We start from the raw sequence: 19,044 nt of genomic DNA on the forward strand, positions 1-19,044 counted from the left end.
CATCTGTTTCTGGTCGTCATCCCCGCGAAGGCGGGGATCCATCGTTCCGACGCGTCACGCCTTGGGCGGCGTGACGCGTTCACCATTCGACTCCCGCCATCGCGGGGATGACGACACACGTTCTGCGATCCGCAGTGCCCGCAGGTTGCGGGCCTGGGTCCCGGCGTTCGCCGGGATGACGGTCCCGGCTCAGCCCTTCGGCGGATCCAGTCGCAGCAGCTTGCCGTCGGTCTCGTCGGTCAGCACGTACACCTTGCCGTCGCTCCCCACGCGCACGTCGCGGATGCGCGCGCCGATGTCCTTCAGCAGGCGCTCCTCGCCGGTGATCTTGTCGCCGTCGAGCGACAGGCGGATCAGGCTCCCGTCGGCGAGCGCGCCGAGGAACAGGCTGTCGTTCCACTTCGATGCCGGCTGCGCGGTGAGGAACGCCATGCCCGACAGGCCGGGCGAGATTTCCCACACGTGGTACGGCTGCTCCATGCCGGGCGCTTCCTTGCCGACGGCTTCGGGGATCTTCAGGCCCGAGTAGTTGATGCCGTGGGTGATGATCGGCCAGCCGTAGTTCTTGCCCGGCTGCGGGAGGTTGATCTCGTCGCCGCCCTTCGGGCCGTGCTCGGCTTCCCAGACGGTGCCGGTGCGCGGATCGGTCGCCAGCGACTGCATGTTGCGATGGCCGTAGCTCCAGATCTCCGGACGCGCGTCCTTGCGGCCCACGAACGGGTTGTCCGCCGGCACGCTGCCATCGAGGTTCAGGCGCACGAGCTTGCCCTGAAGCATGTCGAGCTTCTGGGACGTCGGGCGATCGTTGCGCTCGCCCTGCGTAATGAACACGTGGCCCTTGCCGTCGAAGGCGATGCGCGAGCCGAAGTGGTTCGGGCCGACGAGCTTGGGCTCCTGGCGGTAGAACAGCTTCACGTCCGACAGCGCGCCGTCGCCGAGCGTGGCCGTCGAGACGGCCGTGCCGGCGCTGCCGTCCGGGCCCGGTTCGGCGTAGCTGAGGAAGATCTTCTTCGACGTGGCGAAATCCGGCGCCAGCACGACGTCGAGCAGGCCGCCCTGGCCCTCGGCCCAGACCTGCGGGACGCCGGCGATCGGCGCCGACACCGCACCGTCGGCCGACACATGGCGCAGGCGGCCGGGGCGTTCGGTGACGAGGAAGCCGCCATCGGGCAGCAGCGCGACGCTCCACGGATGCTCCAGGCCGCTGGCGATCGTGGTGACGGTCACCGGACCGCTCTGGCTCGTCACCGTCTGCGTCGGCAACGCTTTGGGAGCGGCGGTCGCGGCCTTGGCCGGTGCGGCGTCCTCGCCCTGGCGTGCCTGGCAGGCGACGAGACTCATCGAGAGGGCGAGGGCAAGCGTGGTGCAGTGCAAGGCGTGGCGCATGGGGGCAGGGCTCCTGTCCGGTCGTGCGTGGGGTGTTTGCCGGTTGTGGCGTAAGTGCCGGCGCGTCGGGCTCAACGATAACCGGCCGCCTGCAACTCGAACAATTCCGCGTAGCGGCCGCCTTGCGCAAGCAACTGCTCGTGCGTGCCGCTGGCCTCCAGGCGTCCGTCGGCCAGCACGAGGATGCGATCGGCCATCCGCACGCTGCTGAAGCGATGGGAGATCAGCACCGCCGTCTTCCCGTGCGAGAGTTCCTTGAAGCGCTGGAACACCTCGAATTCGGCGCGCGCGTCGAGCGCCGCCGTCGGTTCGTCGAGGATCATCACCTGCGCGTCGCGCATGTAGGCGCGGGCGATCGCGAGCTTCTGCCACTGGCCGCCGGACAGATCCACGCCCGTCTTGAAACGCCGGCCGATCAGCTGGTCGTAGCGGTTGGGCAAGCGCTCGATCATCTCGTCGGCCATCGCGCGACGCGCGGCATCGCGGATGCGGTTGGCGTCGTCCATCGCGTCGATGCGGCCCACGCCGATGTTCTCGCCGGCGGTGAGGTGATAGCGCACGAAGTCCTGGAAGATCACGCCGACGTTGCCGCGCAGGTCGTCCAGGTCGTAGTCGCGGAGGTCGCGGCCGTCGAGCAGGATGCGGCCCTCGTCGGGGTCGTAGAGCCGCGCGAGCAGCTTCACCAGCGTGGTCTTGCCGGCGCCGTTCTCGCCGACCAGCGCCAGCACTTCACCGGCGCGCAGTTCGAAGTCGAGCCCACGCAACGCCCACTTGTCGGCGTCGGGATAACGGAAGCCCACGTTCTCGAAGGTGAAGCCGCGTGCGATCGGCCGCGGGACCGCCGCCGCGTTGGCGGGCGATGCAATTTCCGGCTGGATTTCGAAGAAGGAGAACAGGTCGTCGAGATACAGCGCCTGTCCCGCCACCTGCGAGAAGCCGACGAGCAGGCCTTCCAGCAGCTGGCGCAGACGCAGGAAGCTGCCGGCCAGGAAGGTGAGGTCGCCGATGCTGAAATCGCCGCGCACCGTGCGCCACGCGATGTAACCGTAGGCGACGTAGTAGCCGAGCGTGCCGAGCGCGGCCAGCAGTGCGCCCCACATCGCGCGCCGCCGCGCCAGCGCGCGGTTCGCGTGGAACAGCGCGTCGGCAAGTTCGCGGTAGCGCGCGATCAGGAACCGGTGGAGGTTGAAGATCTTCACCTCCTTCGCGGTGTCCACGCTGGCGCCCATCTGCTTGACGTATTCCAGCTGGCGGCGCTCGGGCGTCCAGGCGAAATTGAGCGAGTAGCCGAGTGCATTGAAATGCGCCTCGCCGACGAACGCCGGCACCAGCGCGACCGCCAGCAACACGATGAGCCACGGCGCGTACACCAGCAGGCCCGCGGCGAAACTCACCACCGTGATCGCGTCCTGCACCTGGCCGAAGAGCTGGCTCATCAGGTTCATGCGGCCCATCGTCTGGCGCCGCGCGCGGTCGAGCTTGTCCTGCAGGTCGGGGTCTTCGAAATCTTCCAGATCCAGCGTCGCCGCATGTTCCATCAGGCGCACGCTGGTGGCGTTGGTGAACAGTTCCGATAGCAGTGCGTCGCCGTAGCTCACCAGCCGGCCGAGCAGGTCGGAACCGATGGCCAGCGCGAATTCCAGCGCGAGCAGCGAAAGCAATGTATCGAGCTGGCCGCTGTGCCACGCGCTACCGAGCGTGTCGAACCCGTTGCCCGCGGCGACCAGGCGCACGGCTTCGTCGATGATCAGCTTGCCCACGTACAGCGTGGCGACCGGCAGGAGCGCGCGCACGACCCGCAGGCCGATGGTCATCAGCGAGAGCAGGGGACTGGTGGACCACACCATCCGCAGGAACGGAGGCAGGTTGCGGAGCGCATCAAAACGCTCGCGAAGGCTGGGACGAGGGGCGGGTGCGGCCGCGTGGGGATCGCTCATGCGGCGATTGTGCACCGGGGGCGTGCAGCGGCGATGTCAGTGCGTTCCAGGGCGCAAGGATTTCGCGGGTTTGAGGTGTCATCCCCGCGAAGGCGGGGATCCATCTCCACGCGACGGCACGCTGGCCGAAGGGTGATGCGTCGGACCGATGGATTCCCGCCTTCGCGGGAATGACGGCATTTCAGGCGCTGGCTTATTCAAGCCCTCGGTGTTTGGGCCCTCAGTGCTCCCGAGGCCGACGCATCGGCGCCCGACGGTTCTCGTCGTGTGCCTCGTCGTTGCTGTCGTCCCATTTGTCGAATTCGGAACTGGAGAAGCCGCTGCCCTGCTGGTCGTAGCCGCTGCGCACGGCCCGGCCGGGCGGCCCGAACGAGCGCGCGCCCTTGTCGACGTGGATGCGGTTGTGGACTTCGCGGACGCCCTGCACCTCGGCAGCCAGGTTTTCGGCCAGATGCTTCATGCGGCGTTCGGGCACCTCGCCGGTCAGCGTGATGGCGCCGGCCTCGACGGCGACAAGAATCTCGCTCGCATCGATTTCCTCGTCGCGCGTGAGGCGTTCGATGAGGTCGTCGGCGATGCGTTCGTCCGAACGCAGGATGTTGCGCGGACCGCGCCCGCGATGACCGCCCGAGCGCTCCGCATTAGGGCTGCTTTTTGCGTCGGGCCGCGATTCGCCGTAGCCGCCCTGGCCCGGATAGCCGAAGCCGTCATCCTGCTTTGGCGTGCCCCAGGAGCGGTTCGTCATCGACGGCATGCCGCGGTAGAGCTCCTGTCGATGCTTGTCGTCCGGATGCCTGGCCATGATCGCTCCTGTCGTGTTCGATGGACCGATGCTGCGAAGGAGCGGGTTAGCGCGGCGGCAACGCGTCGTAATCGCTTCGTTTCATCCGGCTGCGCGTCGGGTCCGCTTCGACGGCGGCGTGGCCTTCTTCGTCGCTTTTTTCGCGACCTTCTTCACGGCTTTCTTCGTCGCCTTCTTTGCGGTCTTCTTCGCAGATTTCTTAGCCGACTTGCTGCCGGCCTTCTTCGCCGCTTTCGCCGGCCCCAGTTCGATCCACGTCGGCGCGTGGTCGCTGGGTTTCACCTGGCCGCGCACCCAGCGATCCACGCCGGCCGCGCGCAGGCGCGGGAGCAGCTCGGCGTTGAGCAGCAGGTGGTCGATGCGCAGGCCGGCGTTGCGTTCCCAGTGCTGGCGGAAGTAGTCCCAGAACGTGTACACGCGCTCCTCGCCGAACACGTGTCGCACCGCGTCCGTCCAGCCCTGGTCGAGCAGACGCTGGTAGCGTTCGCGGCTTTCGGGCTGCAGCAGCGCGTCCTTGCGCCAGGACTTGGGGTTGTAGATGTCCTCGTCGGTGGGCACTACGTTGTAGTCGCCAGCCATCACCACCGGCTGGCCACTGTCGAACCAGTGCTGCGCGCGCTGGTGGAGGCGGTCCATCCACGCGAGCTTGTAGTCGAACTTCGGTCCGGGCTGCGGATTGCCGTTGGGCAGGTACAGGCAGACCACGACGATGCCGCCGACGGCCGCTTCGATGTAGCGGCTCTGCACGTCGTCCGGATCGCCCGGCAGGCCGCGGCCGATCTCCACCGGCTCGGCGTCGCGCGCGAGGATCGCCACGCCGTTCCAGGACTTCTGCCCGTGCCAGATCGCGCCGTAACCGGCCTCGGCGATGGCCTGCGCGGGGAAGGCCTCCTCGGGCGCCTTCAGTTCCTGCAGGCAGGCGACGTCGGGCTGCTCGCGGCGCAGCCACTCCAGCAGCGCAGGCAGGCGCGTGTTCACGCCGTTGATGTTGAAGGTGGCGATTTTCACGCGCGATGCCGCCGTCGATGAGGACGCGTTGCACGCTAGCCGGCCTGTCGTGAAGGCACGGTTCCCGGCAGCCCGCATCAAACCTTGGCGGGCGAGGGCCGCTAGACTCGGCCAACGATCTTCCGGGGGATTGCCCATGCTTCGACACGCACTGCTCGCCGCGGCCGTCGCCGCCTGCCTGTCCGCTTCGCCCGTTTTCGCACAGGCGCCATCCACGACGAGCGCCGCGCCGAACGCTTCCGCCCAGTCTCCCGCCGCGAAGGCGCTGCACGCGCTGTTCGACGAGGAGTGGGAGCGCGGCATGCGCGAGAACCCGGAAGAAGCGAGTTGGCGCGGCGACAAGCGCTACAACGACCGCTGGACCGACATGAGCCTGCCGGCGATCGAGCAGCGCACGGAAGGCGATCGCAAGGCGTTGCAGCGGCTGAAGGCGATCGACCGCAACGCGCTGACCGAAGACGACCGCCTCAGCTACGACGTGTTCGCGTGGAGCCTGGAGAAGGCGGTCGAACGCCAGAAGTACCGCGAATACCTGCAGCCGATCGGCCTGAGCGGCGGCGTGCAGACCGCCGAAGGCATCGCCGAGGTGCTGCCGTTCGCCACGGTGAAGGACTACCGCGACTGGCTCGCCCGCATGCGCGCGCTGCCGAAGCTGAGCGAGCAGAACCAGGCCCTGCTGCGCGAGGGCGCCGCCAGCGGCAACACGCCGCCGCGTGTGCTGATGGAGCGCGTGCCGGCGCAGATCCAATCGCAGCTGGTCGACGATCCGGCCAAGAGCCCGTTCTACAAGCCGTTCGCGAAGTTCCCCGACGGCATCGCGGCGGCGGACCGCGCCGCGCTGCAGGCCGAGGCGAAGCAGGTCATCGCCAAGAACATCGTGCCCGCGTACCGCCAGTTCGCGACGTTCTTCAAGGACGATTACCTGCCCAGGACGCGCACGTCGATCGCCGCGGTCGACCTGCCCGACGGCAAGGCCTACTACGACTTCGTGGCGCGCTACTTCACCACGACGGACCTGTCTGCCGATGAGATCCACCAGATCGGCCTGAAGGAAGTCGCGCGCATCCGCGCGGAGATGGAGAAGATCAAGGCCGAAGTCGGCTTCAAGGGCACGCTGCCGGAGTTCTTCGAACACCTGCGCACCGACCCGAAGTTCTTCTACAAGACGCCGCAGGAGCTGTTCACCGCCTACCAGGCGATCTCCAAGCGCATCGATCCGGAACTGGTGAAGGTCTTCAAGACCATTCCGCGCCTGCCGTACGGCGTGCGGCCGATCCCGGACAACATCGCGCCCGACACAACGACCGCGTATTACCAGCCCGGCGCGGTGGACGGCACGCGGGCGGGCTTCTACTACGTGAACCTCTACAAGCCGGAAGTGCGGCCGAAGTGGGAAATGATGCCGCTGTCGCTGCACGAGGCCGTGCCGGGGCACCACTTCCAGTTCGCGCGCGGCATGGAACTGCCGGACGTGCCGATGTTCCGCCGCGTCGGGTACTTCGTCGCCTACGGCGAGGGCTGGGGCCTGTACGCGGAGCGCCTGGGCTACGACATGGGCCTGTACGACGACCCGTACGACCGGATGGGCCAGCTCGCCTACGACATGTGGCGCGCCGTGCGGCTGGTCGTGGACACCGGCATGCACAGCAAGGGCTGGACCCGCGACCAGGCCATCGCCTTCTTCATGGACAACTCGCCCAAGACCCGCCAGGACGTGGTCAACGAGATCGACCGTTACATCGGCTGGCCGGGCCAGGCGCTCGCCTACAAGATCGGCCAGCTGAAGATCTCCGAGCTGCGCGAGAAAGCCTCGAAGCAGCTGGGCCCGAAGTTCGACCTGCGCGAGTTCAACGACGCGGTGCTGGAGACGGGCTCGGTCCCGCTGGAGGCGCTGGAGGCGCATATCGACGACTGGATGAGCCGACGCGCCCGCGAGCCGTAGATTCGGCCGGCTGCGAACGCCCGGCCACGGATGGCCGGGCAGGGCTCCCAGAAGCCGGATGCGTCCCGCCAGGAATGGCTGTAGTGGCCCGCCCGGCTAAGTAGCCGCCCGTTTGCCTTCAACCCTTTGATCCGCCATACTTTCCGGCTCCCACGGCCCCGGCCGGCGGGAGACCTTGCTCCACCGCGCCCAGTTCCGGGTGCCGGGGGGCTGATCCGGACGCGGCAAACGCCCGCGCCCATCATCCACAAGGAATCACACAATGCGTCATTACGAAGTCGTGTTCCTGGTCCATCCGGACCAGAGCGAGCAGGTGCCGGCCATGGTCGAGCGCTACAAGGGCCTGATCGAAGGCGGCGAAGGCAAGATCCACCGTCTGGAAGACTGGGGTCGTCGCCAGCTGGCCTACCCGATCGAGAACCTGGTCAAGGCCCACTACGTGCTGCTCAACATCGAGTGCACCCAGAACGTCCTGAACGAGCTGGTCGACGGTTTCCGTTTCAACGACGCCGTCCTGCGCCACCTGGTGATCAAGCGCGACGAAGCCGACACCGAGCAGTCGCTGATCATGAAGTACAAGGACGAGAAGGGCGACAAGCCCGAGCGTGGCGAGCGTCGCCGCCGTGACGAGGAAGGCGTCGGCACCGCCGACGAGTCTTCCGACGACAACGCCGAAGCCGCCTGATCACGCCCTAGGAGCACACACTCATGTCCAAGTTCTTCCGTCGCCGCAAGTTCTGCAAGTTCACCGCCGAGGGTGTGAAGGAGATCGACTACAAGGATCTCAACACCCTGCGCCAGTACCTCACCGAGACCGGCAAGATCGTGCCGAGCCGCGTGACCGGTACCAAGTCGAAGTACCAGCGCCAGCTGGCAACGGCCGTCAAGCGCGCCCGTTTCCTGGCCCTGATCCCGTACACCGACAACCACAACGCGTAACGCGGATCCCTCCGCAGGAGCCCGCACATCCATGTGCGGACTCTTCACGAAAACCGGACTTCGATTTGGCGCTTTGCAATGAGCGCCTGAGAGACGTCATTCGGACAGCCACCGCTGCGGGCCCCCGGCTCGCTAACGAATACGGAGCAACACCATGCAACTGATCCTCCTGCAGAACGTGCAGAACCTCGGCAAGCTCGGCGACAAGGTCAACGTCAAGCCGGGCTTCGGCCGCAACTACCTGATCCCGTACGGCAAGGCCGCCCCGGCGACCGCCGCCAACCTGGCCGAGTTCGAAGCGCGCCGCGCCGAGTACGAAGCCAAGGCCAAGGCTGCCCTGGAAGGCGCCGAAGGCCGCAAGGCCGCGCTGGAAGGCGTCGAGGTGACCATCACCGCGAACGCCTCGACCGAAGGCAAGCTGTACGGCTCGATCACGCCGCGCGACATCGCCGATGCGCTGACCAAGCACGGCCACAAGGTCGAGAAGTCGGAAGTCGTGCTGGGCGAAGGCCCGCTGCGTCGCACCGGCGAATACGAGATCGTCGTGCACCTGCACGCCGACATCGAAGCCACCGTCAAGGTCATCGTGGTCGGCGAAGTCGCCTGATCGCGGTCACCGCACGAGCTTGAAGGAAAGGGCGCCTCCGGGCGCCCTTTCTTTTTGCGTCGAACTTCCGCGTAGGAAGAGCGGAGGGCGTTTTCGGATTATTCCGATAGGGCGTCGGGATAGTGCGTGACACAGTCGCGGCACTTCTCCCGATATCGCCGCCGCCATGGACCAGCGCCTCGACCTTCCCGCGCTCGACCCGTCGCTCGAGCTCACCCTGGCTTCGTTGCAGGACTGCACGCTCCCGTCCGCGCCGCTCTCCTTCGCCGACCTCATCGCCGCCAGCCTTCGCGACGCCTGCGAAGCCGACGCCGACACGGTATTCCCGATCATCGCCCGCCTGATCGACCAGCACATCGCCGGTGCGCTGCAGCCGCGGCGCATCGGCCGCTGGCGAGACGAGGCGCTGGACGACCTGCTGTCGGTCATCTCGCCGGGGATGCGCAGCCGCGCCGGAATCGCGACCGTCGGCTGACGTCGATCCAACCGCCCGTCGCGTGGCGGGCGTCGCACCTGCTGCGACAAGGCCGTGGCTCCATGCCCGGCATGAGTATCCACGCGATATCCACAGACTTATCTGCAACGCCCCGACACGTTCCGCGTCTACGATGCCCGACCCGCGATAACGACACGGCCGGCGCGACGGCGCACGGAAAAGGTGACTGAGGGCATGAGCGCACGACCTGGTTTTCGCAGGGAAAAACGGTTCGAGACGCGCAATGAGCAGCGCATGGACCAGTTGCGCGTGCCGCCCCAGTCGATCGAGGCCGAACAGGCCGTGCTCGGCGGCCTCATGCTCGCGCCCGATTCCTGGGACCGCATCGCCGACCAGCTCAGCGACCAGGATTTCTATCGCCGGGATCACCAGCTGATCTTTCGCGCCATCAGCGAACTGGCCGAGAAGAACCGGCCGTTCGACGCCGTCACGCTCGGCGAATGGTTCGAATCTCAGGGCCTGAGCGAGCAGGTCGCCGGTGGCGCCTACCTGATCGAACTGGCGACCAACACGCCGTCGGCTGCCAACATCGCCGCCTACGCCGAGATCGTCCGCGACAAGGCGATCCTGCGCCAGCTCATCGACGTGGGCACCGGCATCGTCAACGATGGCTTCCAGCCGGACGGTCGCGACTCGGCTGAAATCCTCGAGGAAGCGGAGCGCCAGGTGCTGGCGATCGCGCAGGCCAACACCAACGGAAAGACCGACTTCACGCCGGTCACCAAGGCATTGTCGGAAGCCTTCGACACGCTGCAGACGCGCTACACCAACGGCAGCGGCGTGACCGGCCTGTCGACCGGCTACACCGAGCTGGACATGATGACGGCCGGCCTGCAGAAGACCGACCTGATCATCCTTGCCGCGCGTCCCGCGATGGGCAAGACGACGCTCGCGCTGAACATGGCCGAGACCGCCGCCTTCCGCAGCAAGCTGCCGGTGGCGGTGTTCTCGATGGAAATGTCGGCCTCGCAGCTGGCGATGCGCCTGATCTCATCGGTCGGCCGCGTCAACGCGCAGCGCCTGCGTACCGGCCAGCTGGAAGACGAGGACTGGAGCCGTGTCACCGGCGCGATCCGCCAGCTGCGCGAAGTGAAGATCTTCATCGACGACGAGCCCGGCCTGTCGCCGGTGAAGCTGTCGGCCAAGGCGCGCCGCCTCAAGCGCGAGCACGGCCTGGGGCTGATCGTCATCGACTACCTGCAGCTGATGTCGGTGCCGGGCAACAGCGAGAACCGCGCGACGGAAATCTCCGAGATCTCGCGTTCGCTCAAGGGCCTGGCGAAGGAACTGCAGGTGCCGGTGATCGCGCTGTCCCAGCTCAACCGCTCGCTGGAAACGCGTACCGACAAGCGCCCGGTGATGGCCGACCTGCGCGAATCGGGCGCCATCGAGCAGGACGCGGACATGATCATGTTCATTTACCGCGACGACTACTACAACAAGGAGAACTCGCCGGACAAGGGACTGGCCGAGGTCATCATCGGCAAGCAGCGTTCGGGCCCGACCGGCTCGATCAAGCTCAAGTTCTTCGGCGAGTACACGCGTTTCGACAACCTGTCGCACGATTCGGTCGGCAGCTTCGAGTAATTCCTGCCGCGCCACATCGACGTCGATGTAACGCGCGCAGCGGTAACGTCCGCTGCCGATGGAACGGGTACGCGTGGAATCGGAAGCCATGACCAGCGTCGGCTACGACGCCGACCGGCGCGTGCTCGAGGTCGAGTTCACCAGCGGCGAGATCTACCGCTACTTCGACGTTCCGCCGCATCTGCACGCCGGCCTCATGGCCGCCGATTCTCACGGGCAGTTTTTCGCGGAACACCTCCGCAACGCGGGCTTCGACTACGAACACGTGGACGAAGATGAAGCCCTGCGAACGCGCAGGCGGTGAACCGGCGCGGATTGACGCCCCCGTAACGGCGTCCGGCGCAGCGTGAATGCGGTCGCCATAGGAGAGCCGTCATGCGTCGTTTCCCTGTCTCCCGCATCCTCATCGTGTCGGTCGCTGCCTTCGCGCTTGCCGGCCCCGCGATGGCATGGCAGTCGGGCAGTTCGTCCACGAAGGGCAAGCACTGCTACGACGTGGAAGTCCAGAAGCCCAAGGAAGTGAAGGACGAGCACAAGGTCACCGGCACCGTCGCCGGCGGTCTCGTCGGCGGTCTGCTGGGCAACCAGGTCGGCGGCGGCAGCGGCAAGAAGATCGCCACGGCGGCAGGCGCCGTCGGCGGTGCGTTCGCGGGCCGCAAGATCCAGGACAACCAGCAGAAGAAAACTGAAACGGTGATCGAACGGCGGTGCGATTGAGGCGCCGTGAATCGAGGCCCGAGCATCATCGTTCCAGCCCTCACCCCAGCCCCTCTCCCGCATGCGGGAGAGGGGCTCTAGCCGAGTTGGGTAGCTCCATCCCTCGCTAGAATGCGAGTCCGAGCCCCCCGCACCGGACACGCAGTGCACTCCACGCCTGGCATGCCTCCCGCCGTGAGCGAGCGTCCGACTCGCATCACGGTCGATCTCGATAACCTTTCGCATAACCTCCGCGCCATCCGCGCGCACGTCGGCGTGCCCGTCATGGGCATCGTGAAGGCGAACGCCTACGGCCACGGGCTGGTGCCGGTGGCGCTGCATCTGCAGGCGCAGGGCGTGGAGCAACTGGGCGTCGCGTTCGTCGAGGAAGGCATCGCGCTGCGCCGCGCCGGCATCACCGCGCCGGTGCTGGTGCTCGGCGGCATCTTCGGGCCGCAGGTGGCGCAGTTCATCGCGCACGACCTGGAAATCACCGTGTCCTCGCTCGACAAGCTGCGGCAGGTGGAAGCCGCCGCCGAGGCGATGGGCCGCAAGGCCGTGATCCACCTGAAGATCGACACCGGCATGGAGCGCATCGGCGTCCACAGCTATTCGTCGAAGTCGTTCGTCGAGGCGGCGGTCGCGTCGAAGTGGTGCGTGCTGAAGGGCATCTATTCGCACCTGGCATGCTCGGACGATCCGTCGTCGGACATGACGGGCAAGCAGGTCGAGCGCTTCCATGACGCCTGCGCGCACATCGAACGCCTGGGCGCGCCGATGCCGCTGCGGCATCTGGCCAATTCCGGCGGCGTGCTCCATTTCCCGCAGACCTGGCTGGACATGGTCCGCCCCGGCATCGTGCTGTACGGCGTGCTGCCCGATCCCGCCTCGCAACGCACCATCGACGTGAAGCCGGCGATGTCGCTGCGCTCGCAGGTCGTGTACTTCAAGGTGGTGAAGGCGGGCAATCCGGTGAGCTATGGCGCGACGTGGCGGTCGGACCACGACACGCGCGTGGTAACGGTGCCGATCGGCTATGGCGACGGCTTCCCGCGCTCGCTGTCGTCGCGCGGCTCGGTACTGATCCGGGGGCACCGGTATCCCATCGTCGGGCGTGTGTGCATGGACCAGTTCATGGTCGACATCGGCGGCGACAGCGCGTTCAACGAGGACGACGTCGTGCTGATCGGCGAGCAGGGCGGGGACGCGATCCGCGCCGAGGACGTCGCGACGCTCGCAGGCACGATTCCCTACGAGATCCTGGTCGGCCTCAACGACCGCATTCCGCGCGAATACCGCGGCGGCTGACCCCGGCGCATTGACGCGCCGTTGCGCGCCTTGGGCATACTTGCGGAACGATTCCGTTCCGCTTTCCCGGGTGGCCGATGTCCGCTGGCGAATCCAACGCGCTTGCGCTGGTGTGGTTCCGCAACGACCTGCGCCTGGACGACAACCCGGCGCTGCAGGCGGCGCTCGACAACGGCTACGTGCCGATCCCGGTCTACATCCACGCGCCCGATGAAGGCGGCGACTGGGCGCCCGGAGCCGCATCGGACGCTTGGCGCCATCGCTCGCTGGCCGCGCTCGACGCCGCGCTGCGCGAGCGTGGTTCGCACCTGCGCCACTTCTTCGGACCGAGCCTGGCGACGCTGCAGTCGCTGATCGCCACCACCGGTGCCGAAGCGGTCTTCTGGAACCGCCGATACGAGCCGGCGTACGAGCGCCGCGACGCGAACATCAAGACCACGCTGCGCCAGCAGGGCGTCCGCGTGGAGAGCTTCAACGCCGCGCTGCTGTTCGAACCGTGGACGGTGCGGAACAAGCAGGGCCTGCCGTTCAAGGTGTTCACGCCGTACTGGAAGACGCTGCTGGCGCAGTGGCAGCTCGGCCTCTGCATCGAGGCGCCAAAGCATCTGCCCGACAGCGACGAAGGTCCGGCGGGCGTGCCGCTGGAGGCGCTCAAGCTCGCACCGAAGCTCGGCTGGGATCGCACCTTCTGGGACGAATGGACGCCCGGCGAGGCCGGCGCGTACGCGGCGCTGGACGCCTTCGTCGACGGCGCGCTGCGCGGGTATCGCGACCAGCGCGACCGGCCCGACCGCATCGGCACGTCGCGCCTTTCGCCGCACCTGCATTTCGGCGAGATCGCGCCGTGGCGCGTGGCGTCGGTGCTGGAACGCGAACGCACGGCCGGAAACGGTGCGGACATCGACGCTTTCCTGCGCGAACTGGGATGGCGCGAGTTCGCGCATCACCTGCTGCATCACTTCCCGGAAACGCCGGATCGCAATTTCGACGAGCGCTTCAATGACTTCGCGTGGTCGAAGCTGTCGCAGGCGCAGCTGGCCGACTGGCAGCAGGGACGTACCGGCGTGCCGATCGTCGATGCCGGCATGCGCGAGCTATGGCACACCGGGTGGATGCACAACCGCGTGCGCATGATCGTCGCGAGCTTCCTGACCAAGCACCTGCGCTACCACTGGCGCCACGGCGCGCGCTGGTTCTGGGACACGCTGGTTGATGCGGACCTGGCGAACAACACGCTCGGCTGGCAGTGGGTCGCCGGCACGGGCGCGGACGCGGCGCCGTATTTTCGGGTGTTCAATCCGGTGCTGCAGGCGACGAAGTTCGATCCCGACGGGCGCTACATCGCGCGCTGGGTGCCGGAGCTCGCCCGGCTGCCGGTGCCGCTGCGGTTTTCGCCCTGGCAGGACCCGCAGGCGCTGCGCCGCGTGGCACCGGACTATCCGCCGCAGCCGCTGGTCGACATGGGCGCCGGGCGCGATTCGGCTTTGGCGGCGTACCGCAAGCTGCGCGGCTGAGCCGCGTTGACGCTGCTCGCGAGGCCGTGATTCACTCGGCCGGTCACGCACGGGAGAGCCGACGGCCATGGCGACACGGACTGGAGCACGCCGGCGCGGTCGCCGCGAACCGATGTCGCGGGTCGACACGGCGTGGCTGCGCATGGAGCGCCCGACCAACCCGATGATGATCACCGGCGTGCTGATGTTCGCCGAACCGATGTCGCTGGAACGCCTCAAGCGCGTGGTGAAGCAGCGCTTCCTGTCCTATCGGCGATTCCGCCAGAAGGCGGTGGTCACGCCGGCCGGCGCGCAGTGGGAAAACGACCTGAACTTCAACCTCGACTGGCACGTGCAGCACGCCGCGTTGCCCGGTCGCGCCGACAAGCGCGCGCTGGAGCGCTTCGTCAGCCAGCTTGCGTCCTCGCCGCTAAACCACGATCGACCGCTGTGGCAGTTCCATCTGGTCGAACGTTTCGACGGCGGCGGCTCGGCGCTGGTCGCGCGCATTCACCACAGCTACGCCGACGGCATCGCGCTGGTGCAGGTGCTGTTGTCGCTAACCGACACGCAACCCGACGAGGGAGACGGAAGCGAACTGCCGCGCACCTGGCTCAAGAAGGAGCACGCCGGCGTCGCGCGTCGCGTCGGAGCGGTGGATCGCTACGTGCAACTGGGCAGCAAGGTCGTGGAGAAGGGGCTGGAGATGTACCGCGATCCTTCGCTGGCCGCAGTGCTGGCGAAGGAGGGCGGGGAGATCGCGCGCGAACTGCTGCACGCGTTGTCGCTGTCCGATGACCCGCCGTCGATGCTGCGCGGGCGCCTCGGCACCAGCAAGCGCGTCGCATGGGCCGAACCGCTGGACCTGGAGGAAGTGAAGGCCGTCGGCCGCGCCTGCGACTGCACCGTCAACGACGTGCTGATGGCGACCGCCGCCGGCGCGCTGCGCAGCTACATGATCGAGCGCGGCGACCACGTCGACGGCCTCACGCTGCGTGCGACGGTACCGGTGAACCTGCGGCCGCTCGAACATGCGCGCAAGCTCGGGAATCACTTCGGCCTGGTGTTCCTCGATCTTCCGGTCGGCGAGGACAATCCGATCCGGCGCCTCGAACGTGTTGCGCAATGCATGGAAGACCTGAAGCGCTCGCGTCAGGCCATCGTCGCCTACGGATTGCTCGCCGCACTCGGCATGGCGCCCGCGTCGATGCAGGGATTGGCGCTGGAACTGTTCAGTCGCAAGGCGACCGCGGTGGCGACCAACGTGCCCGGTCCGCAGCAGCCGCTGTACCTGGCCGGCTGCATGCTGCGCGAGATGATGTTCTGGGTGCCGCAGACCGGTTCGATCGGCATTGGGATCTCGATCCTCAGCTACAACGGCCGCGTGCATTTCGGATTGATCTCCGATGGTCGCCTGATTCCCGATCCCGATGCGGTGATCCGCCGCTTCGGGGCGGAGTTCGACAAACTGCTGTACCTGGCGCTGATGGGAAACTGGGACGTGCGCCTCGATGCGGATGCGGCACGGGCGCTGATCCCTGCCGCCGACTGAACATCGGACGCGACGATCACTTGCGCGAGACGTGAACGCGGTTAGCTTGTGCGCGTTCATCGATCCCCGGCTTAAAAGCCAGTCTTCCAGCAAGGACCACTCCATGAAGAATTTCGTCAAGGCCGCGTGTGTGGCCGTCGTCACCACCGCGCTGCTCGCCGGTTGCGCCACCGGCGGCGGTAACTACTACGGCCAGCCGTATCCGCAGCAGCAGCAACCGCAGCAGCAGGGCCAGCAGCAGGGCATGAGCAAGACGGGCAAGGGCGCGATCATCGGCGCGCTGGCCGGCGTCGCCGCGGGCCTGCTCAGTGGCGACGACGCGACTGAACGTCGCCAGCGCGCGCTCGTCGGCGCGGGCGTCGGTGGCCTCGCCGGTGCGGCCATCGGCAACTATCAGGACCGCCAGGAAGCCGCGCTGCGCCAGCAGACCGCCGGCACCGGCGTGGACGTCGTCCGCCAGGGCAACAACATCACGCTCAACATGCCCAGCGGCATCACCTTCGATTTCGACAAGTCGAACCTGAAGCCCGAGTTCTACCCGGTGCTCGACAACGTCGCGCGCACGCTGCAGGAGTACAACCAGACGGTGATCGAAGTCGCCGGCCACACCGACAGCGTCGGCAGCGATGCCTACAACCAGAAGCTGTCCGAACAGCGCGCCAACACCGTGTCGAGCTACCTGCAGAGCCGCGGCCTGAACCGCGAACGTTTCATCGTCGTCGGCGCCGGCAAGAGCCGTCCGATCGCCAGCAACGACACCGAAGCCGGCCGCGCACAGAACCGCCGCGTCGAGATCACGCTGGTGCCGATCGAGTCCTGATCGCCGCCACGACATGCACGAAGAAACGGGCCGCCCATGCGGCCCGTTTCTTTTTTCTGGCGACGGATCCAGCCCGGCACGCAATGCAGTTCGACACCGGGCGATCCAGACGCAAACAAAAAGGCCCGCTTGCGCGGGCCTTTTCGTACCGGTCGCGAGGACGCGATCAGTCGTGGTGCATGCCGTGCAGGTCCTGCAGCGAACCCTTGCGCGAACCGAAGTAGGCGGCGAGGTCGGCGATCTGCTGGTCGGTCAGGTCCTTCGCCTGGCTCGACATCAGCGGATGGTCGCGGTCGCCATCGCGATACGCCTGCAGCGAGTGCGCGATGTAGTCGTAGTACTGGCCGGCGAGCTTCGGGTAGGTCTCGTCGATCGGCGCATTGCCCTCGGCACCGTGGCAGTCGAAGCACGACTGGCCCGTGGCCTTGCCCTTGGTCTGCGCCAGCTTCTCGCCCGCGGCGATGTGGCCGGCCGGCAGGCCTGCGGACGACGAGGTGTGGCCTTCGGCGCGATCGGCGGCCGAATGCTCGGCCGGCGTGTCGCCGCCCGAGCAGCCGGCGAGCGCGATGGAGGCGAGCAGGGCGATGGCGAGGAACTTGTTGGTCAAGGCCGGGTTCGTCATGGATCTGCTCACTTCACGGTCGAAAGGAAGGCGGCGATGTCGGCGATGTCCTGGTCCGAGAAGCTCTGCGCCTGGGCCTGCATCGTCGGGTGCTTGCGCGTGCCCTTCTTGTATTCGGTCAACGCGTTGGTCAGGTAGACCTCCGACTGCCCGCCGATGCGCGGCACGTGGTAGTTCGGATACGCATTCTTGTAGCCGGTGACGCCGTGGCAGCCCTGGCAGGTGTAGGTGAGCTGCTTGCCGCGGGCGGCATCGCCCTTGAGCTGGGCAGGAGCCGTCGGAGCCGGTGCCGTCGGGGTCGCGGCTGCAGGAGCAGCGGCCGGGGCGGCGGGAGCCTGGGCGTCCTGTGCCGACGCGCTGAATGCGGTGGCGGTCAGCAGGAAGCAGGCGGCGATCATCAGCGGTCGCATCATGTCGTAGTCCGCAATCTCGAATGGCTAGCGAAAGGTTCTAGTGCTGGCTGCGTGGCGCCTCCCCATTAAGGCGGCCGCGCAAGAGTCGGCAAGTATAGCCATGGTTCGGATTGCAACGCAGCCGCCCCTTTTTGCATCGATGGTTCTTGCGTACCGGCGTCGCGCTTTTCGGGCGCGTTCGAACGACGTGGCTCCAGTCACCATGACCTTCGGCGGATGGAAGGTGACTGGGGCGGTGATATACCTACATACAACACCGGCACAAGCACCGGTCTCAGCCACCTTGGGGTCCAATTCATGCGTCACTTCACCCGAAATCGCAGCCGTGGTTTTGCCCGCGCCGCTGTCGTCCTGTTGCCGTGCCTGTTGCTGCTGAGCGCCTGCAAGGGCGGGGGCGAGGGCGAGGCCCAGGCCAAGGCCGGGGAAGACAAGAAGGGCCCTGAAGCCGTGCCGGTCGAGGTCGCCAAGGCCTCCCGCCGCGCCGTTGCCGCCAGCTACACCGGCACCGCGCCGCTGGAGCCGGTGGCCGAGTCGCAGGTGGTCGCCAAGACCTCGGGCGTCGCGCTCAACGTGATGGTCGAAGAGGGCCAGCCGGTCCGCGCGGGCCAGACGCTGGTTCGCCTCGATTCCGCCCGTTCGCAGCTGCAGGCCGCCCAGACCGGCGCCGCGATGCGCAAGCTGGAAGCGAACTACAACCGCGCCCGGCAGATGGCAGACCAGAAGCTGCTCAGCGCCAACGACAACGACCAGCTCCGCTACGACCTGGAGAATGCGCGCGCCGCCAATCGCCTGGCCAACCTCGAACTGTCGTACGCGAACGTCGAGGCGCCGATTTCCGGCGTGATCGCCTCGCGTTCGATCAAGACCGGCAACTTCGTCCAGATCAACACGCCGATCTTCCGCATCGTCGACACCTCGCGCCTGGAAGCCACGCTTAACGTGCCCGAGCGCGAACTGGTGACGCTCAAGGCCGGCCTGCCGGTCGCGCTCGTCGTCGACGCGCTGCCGGGCAAGACGTTCCAGGGCACGGTGGATCGCGTGTCGCCGGTCGTGGACTCGGGCAGCGGCACCTTCCGCGTGGTCTGCGCGTTCAAGGGCGACGGCATCCTGCAGCCGGGCATGTTCGGCCGCATCAAGATCGACTACGACCAGCGCGCCGACGCGCTCGTCGTGCCGCGCGTGGCGCTGCTGGAAGACGACGGCGACCCCGCGGTGTTCGTCGTCACCGGCGACAAGACCAAGCGCGTGCCGGTCAAGCTGGGCTACATGGACGGCTCGTGGGCCGAAGTGCGCGACGGCGTGAAGGAAGGCGAGCAGGTCGTCGTCGCCGGCAAGACCGCGCTGCGCGACGGTTCGGTCGTGCAGGTGCTGGGCCAGCCGCAGGCGAAGAAGGAAGTCGCTTCCGTCGCCAAACCCGAAACCAAGCGTTAATCGCG

The 19,044-nt window shown here is 67.2% G+C and carries 19 protein-coding genes; 13 read left to right on the plus strand and 6 right to left on the minus strand.

Annotated elements, in window-relative coordinates; translation table 11 throughout:
* Positions 1-189: 189 nt before the first annotated feature.
* The 4 genes from GOY17_RS07945 to xth all read right to left on the minus strand — a co-directional run bounded on the left by GOY17_RS07945 (position 190) and on the right by xth (position 5,133).
* Positions 190-1,386: a PQQ-dependent sugar dehydrogenase gene (locus tag GOY17_RS07945; protein ID WP_157029965.1), complete on the minus strand. Its 1,197-nt coding sequence runs from the start codon at positions 1,384-1,386 to the stop codon at positions 190-192.
* A gap of 71 nt (positions 1,387-1,457) precedes the next feature.
* Positions 1,458-3,323 (minus strand): ABC transporter ATP-binding protein, encoded by a 1,866-nt coding sequence (locus GOY17_RS07950; RefSeq protein ID WP_157029966.1) that lies wholly within the window; start codon positions 3,321-3,323, stop codon positions 1,458-1,460.
* A 220-nt stretch (positions 3,324-3,543) separates the two neighbouring features.
* Positions 3,544-4,125 carry a BON domain-containing protein gene (locus tag GOY17_RS07955; protein WP_157029967.1) on the minus strand — a complete coding sequence of 194 codons (582 nt, stop codon included), beginning with the start codon at positions 4,123-4,125 and terminating at the stop codon, positions 3,544-3,546.
* Between the two features lie 81 nt (positions 4,126-4,206).
* Positions 4,207-5,133: an exodeoxyribonuclease III gene (xth, locus tag GOY17_RS07960; RefSeq protein ID WP_332310577.1), complete on the minus strand. Its 927-nt coding sequence runs from the start codon at positions 5,131-5,133 to the stop codon at positions 4,207-4,209.
* A gap of 136 nt (positions 5,134-5,269) precedes the next feature.
* Between xth and GOY17_RS07965 the strand changes: the two genes are divergently transcribed.
* From GOY17_RS07965 to GOY17_RS08020, 12 genes are all read left to right on the plus strand, one after another.
* Positions 5,270-7,075 (plus strand): DUF885 domain-containing protein, encoded by a 1,806-nt coding sequence (locus GOY17_RS07965; protein WP_157029969.1) that lies wholly within the window; start codon positions 5,270-5,272, stop codon positions 7,073-7,075.
* Between the two features lie 262 nt (positions 7,076-7,337).
* On the plus strand, positions 7,338-7,760 hold the full coding sequence (gene rpsF, locus GOY17_RS07970; protein WP_115840535.1) for a 30S ribosomal protein S6: 423 nt from the start codon (positions 7,338-7,340) through the stop codon (positions 7,758-7,760).
* Between the two features lie 23 nt (positions 7,761-7,783).
* Positions 7,784-8,014 carry a 30S ribosomal protein S18 gene (rpsR, locus tag GOY17_RS07975; RefSeq protein WP_031372470.1) on the plus strand — a complete coding sequence of 77 codons (231 nt, stop codon included), beginning with the start codon at positions 7,784-7,786 and terminating at the stop codon, positions 8,012-8,014.
* 154 nt (positions 8,015-8,168) lie between these two features.
* On the plus strand, positions 8,169-8,621 hold the full coding sequence (gene rplI / locus GOY17_RS07980; protein ID WP_115840534.1) for a 50S ribosomal protein L9: 453 nt from the start codon (positions 8,169-8,171) through the stop codon (positions 8,619-8,621).
* 166 nt (positions 8,622-8,787) lie between these two features.
* The gene (locus GOY17_RS07985) at positions 8,788-9,096 is read left to right on the plus strand and encodes a hypothetical protein (RefSeq protein ID WP_115840533.1); all 309 of its coding nucleotides are present in this window, start codon (positions 8,788-8,790) and stop codon (positions 9,094-9,096) included.
* A gap of 195 nt (positions 9,097-9,291) precedes the next feature.
* Positions 9,292-10,704, plus strand: a complete 1,413-nt coding sequence (locus tag GOY17_RS07990; RefSeq protein WP_115840532.1) for a replicative DNA helicase — start codon at positions 9,292-9,294, stop codon at positions 10,702-10,704.
* A gap of 88 nt (positions 10,705-10,792) precedes the next feature.
* Complete coding sequence (locus tag GOY17_RS07995; RefSeq protein ID WP_198173856.1) at positions 10,793-11,008, plus strand: KTSC domain-containing protein; 216 nt, start codon at positions 10,793-10,795, stop codon at positions 11,006-11,008.
* Positions 11,009-11,079: 71 nt separating this feature from the next.
* Positions 11,080-11,421 carry a glycine zipper 2TM domain-containing protein gene (locus tag GOY17_RS08000; RefSeq protein WP_157029971.1) on the plus strand — a complete coding sequence of 114 codons (342 nt, stop codon included), beginning with the start codon at positions 11,080-11,082 and terminating at the stop codon, positions 11,419-11,421.
* 174 nt (positions 11,422-11,595) lie between these two features.
* Entirely contained in the window at positions 11,596-12,708 is a 1,113-nt protein-coding gene (alr, locus tag GOY17_RS08005) for an alanine racemase (RefSeq protein ID WP_198173857.1), read from the plus strand.
* 77 nt (positions 12,709-12,785) lie between these two features.
* Positions 12,786-14,222: a cryptochrome/photolyase family protein gene (locus GOY17_RS08010; protein WP_157029973.1), complete on the plus strand. Its 1,437-nt coding sequence runs from the start codon at positions 12,786-12,788 to the stop codon at positions 14,220-14,222.
* Between the two features lie 112 nt (positions 14,223-14,334).
* The gene (locus GOY17_RS08015) at positions 14,335-15,753 is read left to right on the plus strand and encodes a WS/DGAT/MGAT family O-acyltransferase (RefSeq protein WP_232338560.1); all 1,419 of its coding nucleotides are present in this window, start codon (positions 14,335-14,337) and stop codon (positions 15,751-15,753) included.
* 103 nt (positions 15,754-15,856) lie between these two features.
* Positions 15,857-16,573 carry a YiaD family glycine zipper/OmpA-like lipoprotein gene (locus GOY17_RS08020; RefSeq protein ID WP_157029975.1) on the plus strand — a complete coding sequence of 239 codons (717 nt, stop codon included), beginning with the start codon at positions 15,857-15,859 and terminating at the stop codon, positions 16,571-16,573.
* A gap of 166 nt (positions 16,574-16,739) precedes the next feature.
* Here GOY17_RS08020 and GOY17_RS08025 read toward each other — a convergent pair whose 3' ends face one another.
* Entirely contained in the window at positions 16,740-17,195 is a 456-nt protein-coding gene (locus GOY17_RS08025) for a c-type cytochrome (protein ID WP_115840525.1), read from the minus strand.
* 8 nt (positions 17,196-17,203) lie between these two features.
* Complete coding sequence (locus GOY17_RS08030) at positions 17,204-17,605, minus strand: c-type cytochrome (RefSeq protein WP_115840993.1); 402 nt, start codon at positions 17,603-17,605, stop codon at positions 17,204-17,206.
* Positions 17,606-17,905: 300 nt separating this feature from the next.
* Between GOY17_RS08030 and GOY17_RS08035 the strand changes: the two genes are divergently transcribed.
* Entirely contained in the window at positions 17,906-19,039 is a 1,134-nt protein-coding gene (locus GOY17_RS08035) for an efflux RND transporter periplasmic adaptor subunit (RefSeq protein ID WP_115840524.1), read from the plus strand.
* Positions 19,040-19,044 lie beyond the last annotated feature (5 nt).

Source organism: Lysobacter soli, from assembly GCF_009755585.1.
GTDB lineage: Bacteria > Pseudomonadota > Gammaproteobacteria > Xanthomonadales > Xanthomonadaceae > Lysobacter_J > Lysobacter_J soli.

Bases quoted from the DNA above. Each gene is read 5' to 3' on its own strand.
- rpsF (WP_115840535.1), top strand. From the start codon at position 7,338: ATGCGTCATTACGAAGTCGTGTTCCTGGTCCATCCGGACCAGAGCGAG.
- GOY17_RS07945 (WP_157029965.1), bottom strand. From the start codon at position 1,386: ATGCGCCACGCCTTGCACTGCACCACGCTTGCCCTCGCCCTCTCGATG.
- GOY17_RS08015 (WP_232338560.1), top strand. From the start codon at position 14,335: ATGTCGCGGGTCGACACGGCGTGGCTGCGCATGGAGCGCCCGACCAAC.
- rplI (WP_115840534.1), top strand. From the start codon at position 8,169: ATGCAACTGATCCTCCTGCAGAACGTGCAGAACCTCGGCAAGCTCGGC.
- GOY17_RS08030 (WP_115840993.1), bottom strand. From the start codon at position 17,605: ATGCGACCGCTGATGATCGCCGCCTGCTTCCTGCTGACCGCCACCGCA.
- GOY17_RS07950 (WP_157029966.1), bottom strand. From the start codon at position 3,323: ATGAGCGATCCCCACGCGGCCGCACCCGCCCCTCGTCCCAGCCTTCGC.
- GOY17_RS07985 (WP_115840533.1), top strand. From the start codon at position 8,788: ATGGACCAGCGCCTCGACCTTCCCGCGCTCGACCCGTCGCTCGAGCTC.
- GOY17_RS07990 (WP_115840532.1), top strand. From the start codon at position 9,292: ATGAGCGCACGACCTGGTTTTCGCAGGGAAAAACGGTTCGAGACGCGC.
- GOY17_RS08035 (WP_115840524.1), top strand. From the start codon at position 17,906: ATGCGTCACTTCACCCGAAATCGCAGCCGTGGTTTTGCCCGCGCCGCT.
- GOY17_RS08025 (WP_115840525.1), bottom strand. From the start codon at position 17,195: ATGACGAACCCGGCCTTGACCAACAAGTTCCTCGCCATCGCCCTGCTC.
- GOY17_RS08010 (WP_157029973.1), top strand. From the start codon at position 12,786: ATGTCCGCTGGCGAATCCAACGCGCTTGCGCTGGTGTGGTTCCGCAAC.
- GOY17_RS07965 (WP_157029969.1), top strand. From the start codon at position 5,270: ATGCTTCGACACGCACTGCTCGCCGCGGCCGTCGCCGCCTGCCTGTCC.
- GOY17_RS07955 (WP_157029967.1), bottom strand. From the start codon at position 4,125: ATGGCCAGGCATCCGGACGACAAGCATCGACAGGAGCTCTACCGCGGC.
- GOY17_RS08020 (WP_157029975.1), top strand. From the start codon at position 15,857: ATGAAGAATTTCGTCAAGGCCGCGTGTGTGGCCGTCGTCACCACCGCG.
- GOY17_RS08000 (WP_157029971.1), top strand. From the start codon at position 11,080: ATGCGTCGTTTCCCTGTCTCCCGCATCCTCATCGTGTCGGTCGCTGCC.
- GOY17_RS07995 (WP_198173856.1), top strand. From the start codon at position 10,793: ATGACCAGCGTCGGCTACGACGCCGACCGGCGCGTGCTCGAGGTCGAG.
- rpsR (WP_031372470.1), top strand. From the start codon at position 7,784: ATGTCCAAGTTCTTCCGTCGCCGCAAGTTCTGCAAGTTCACCGCCGAG.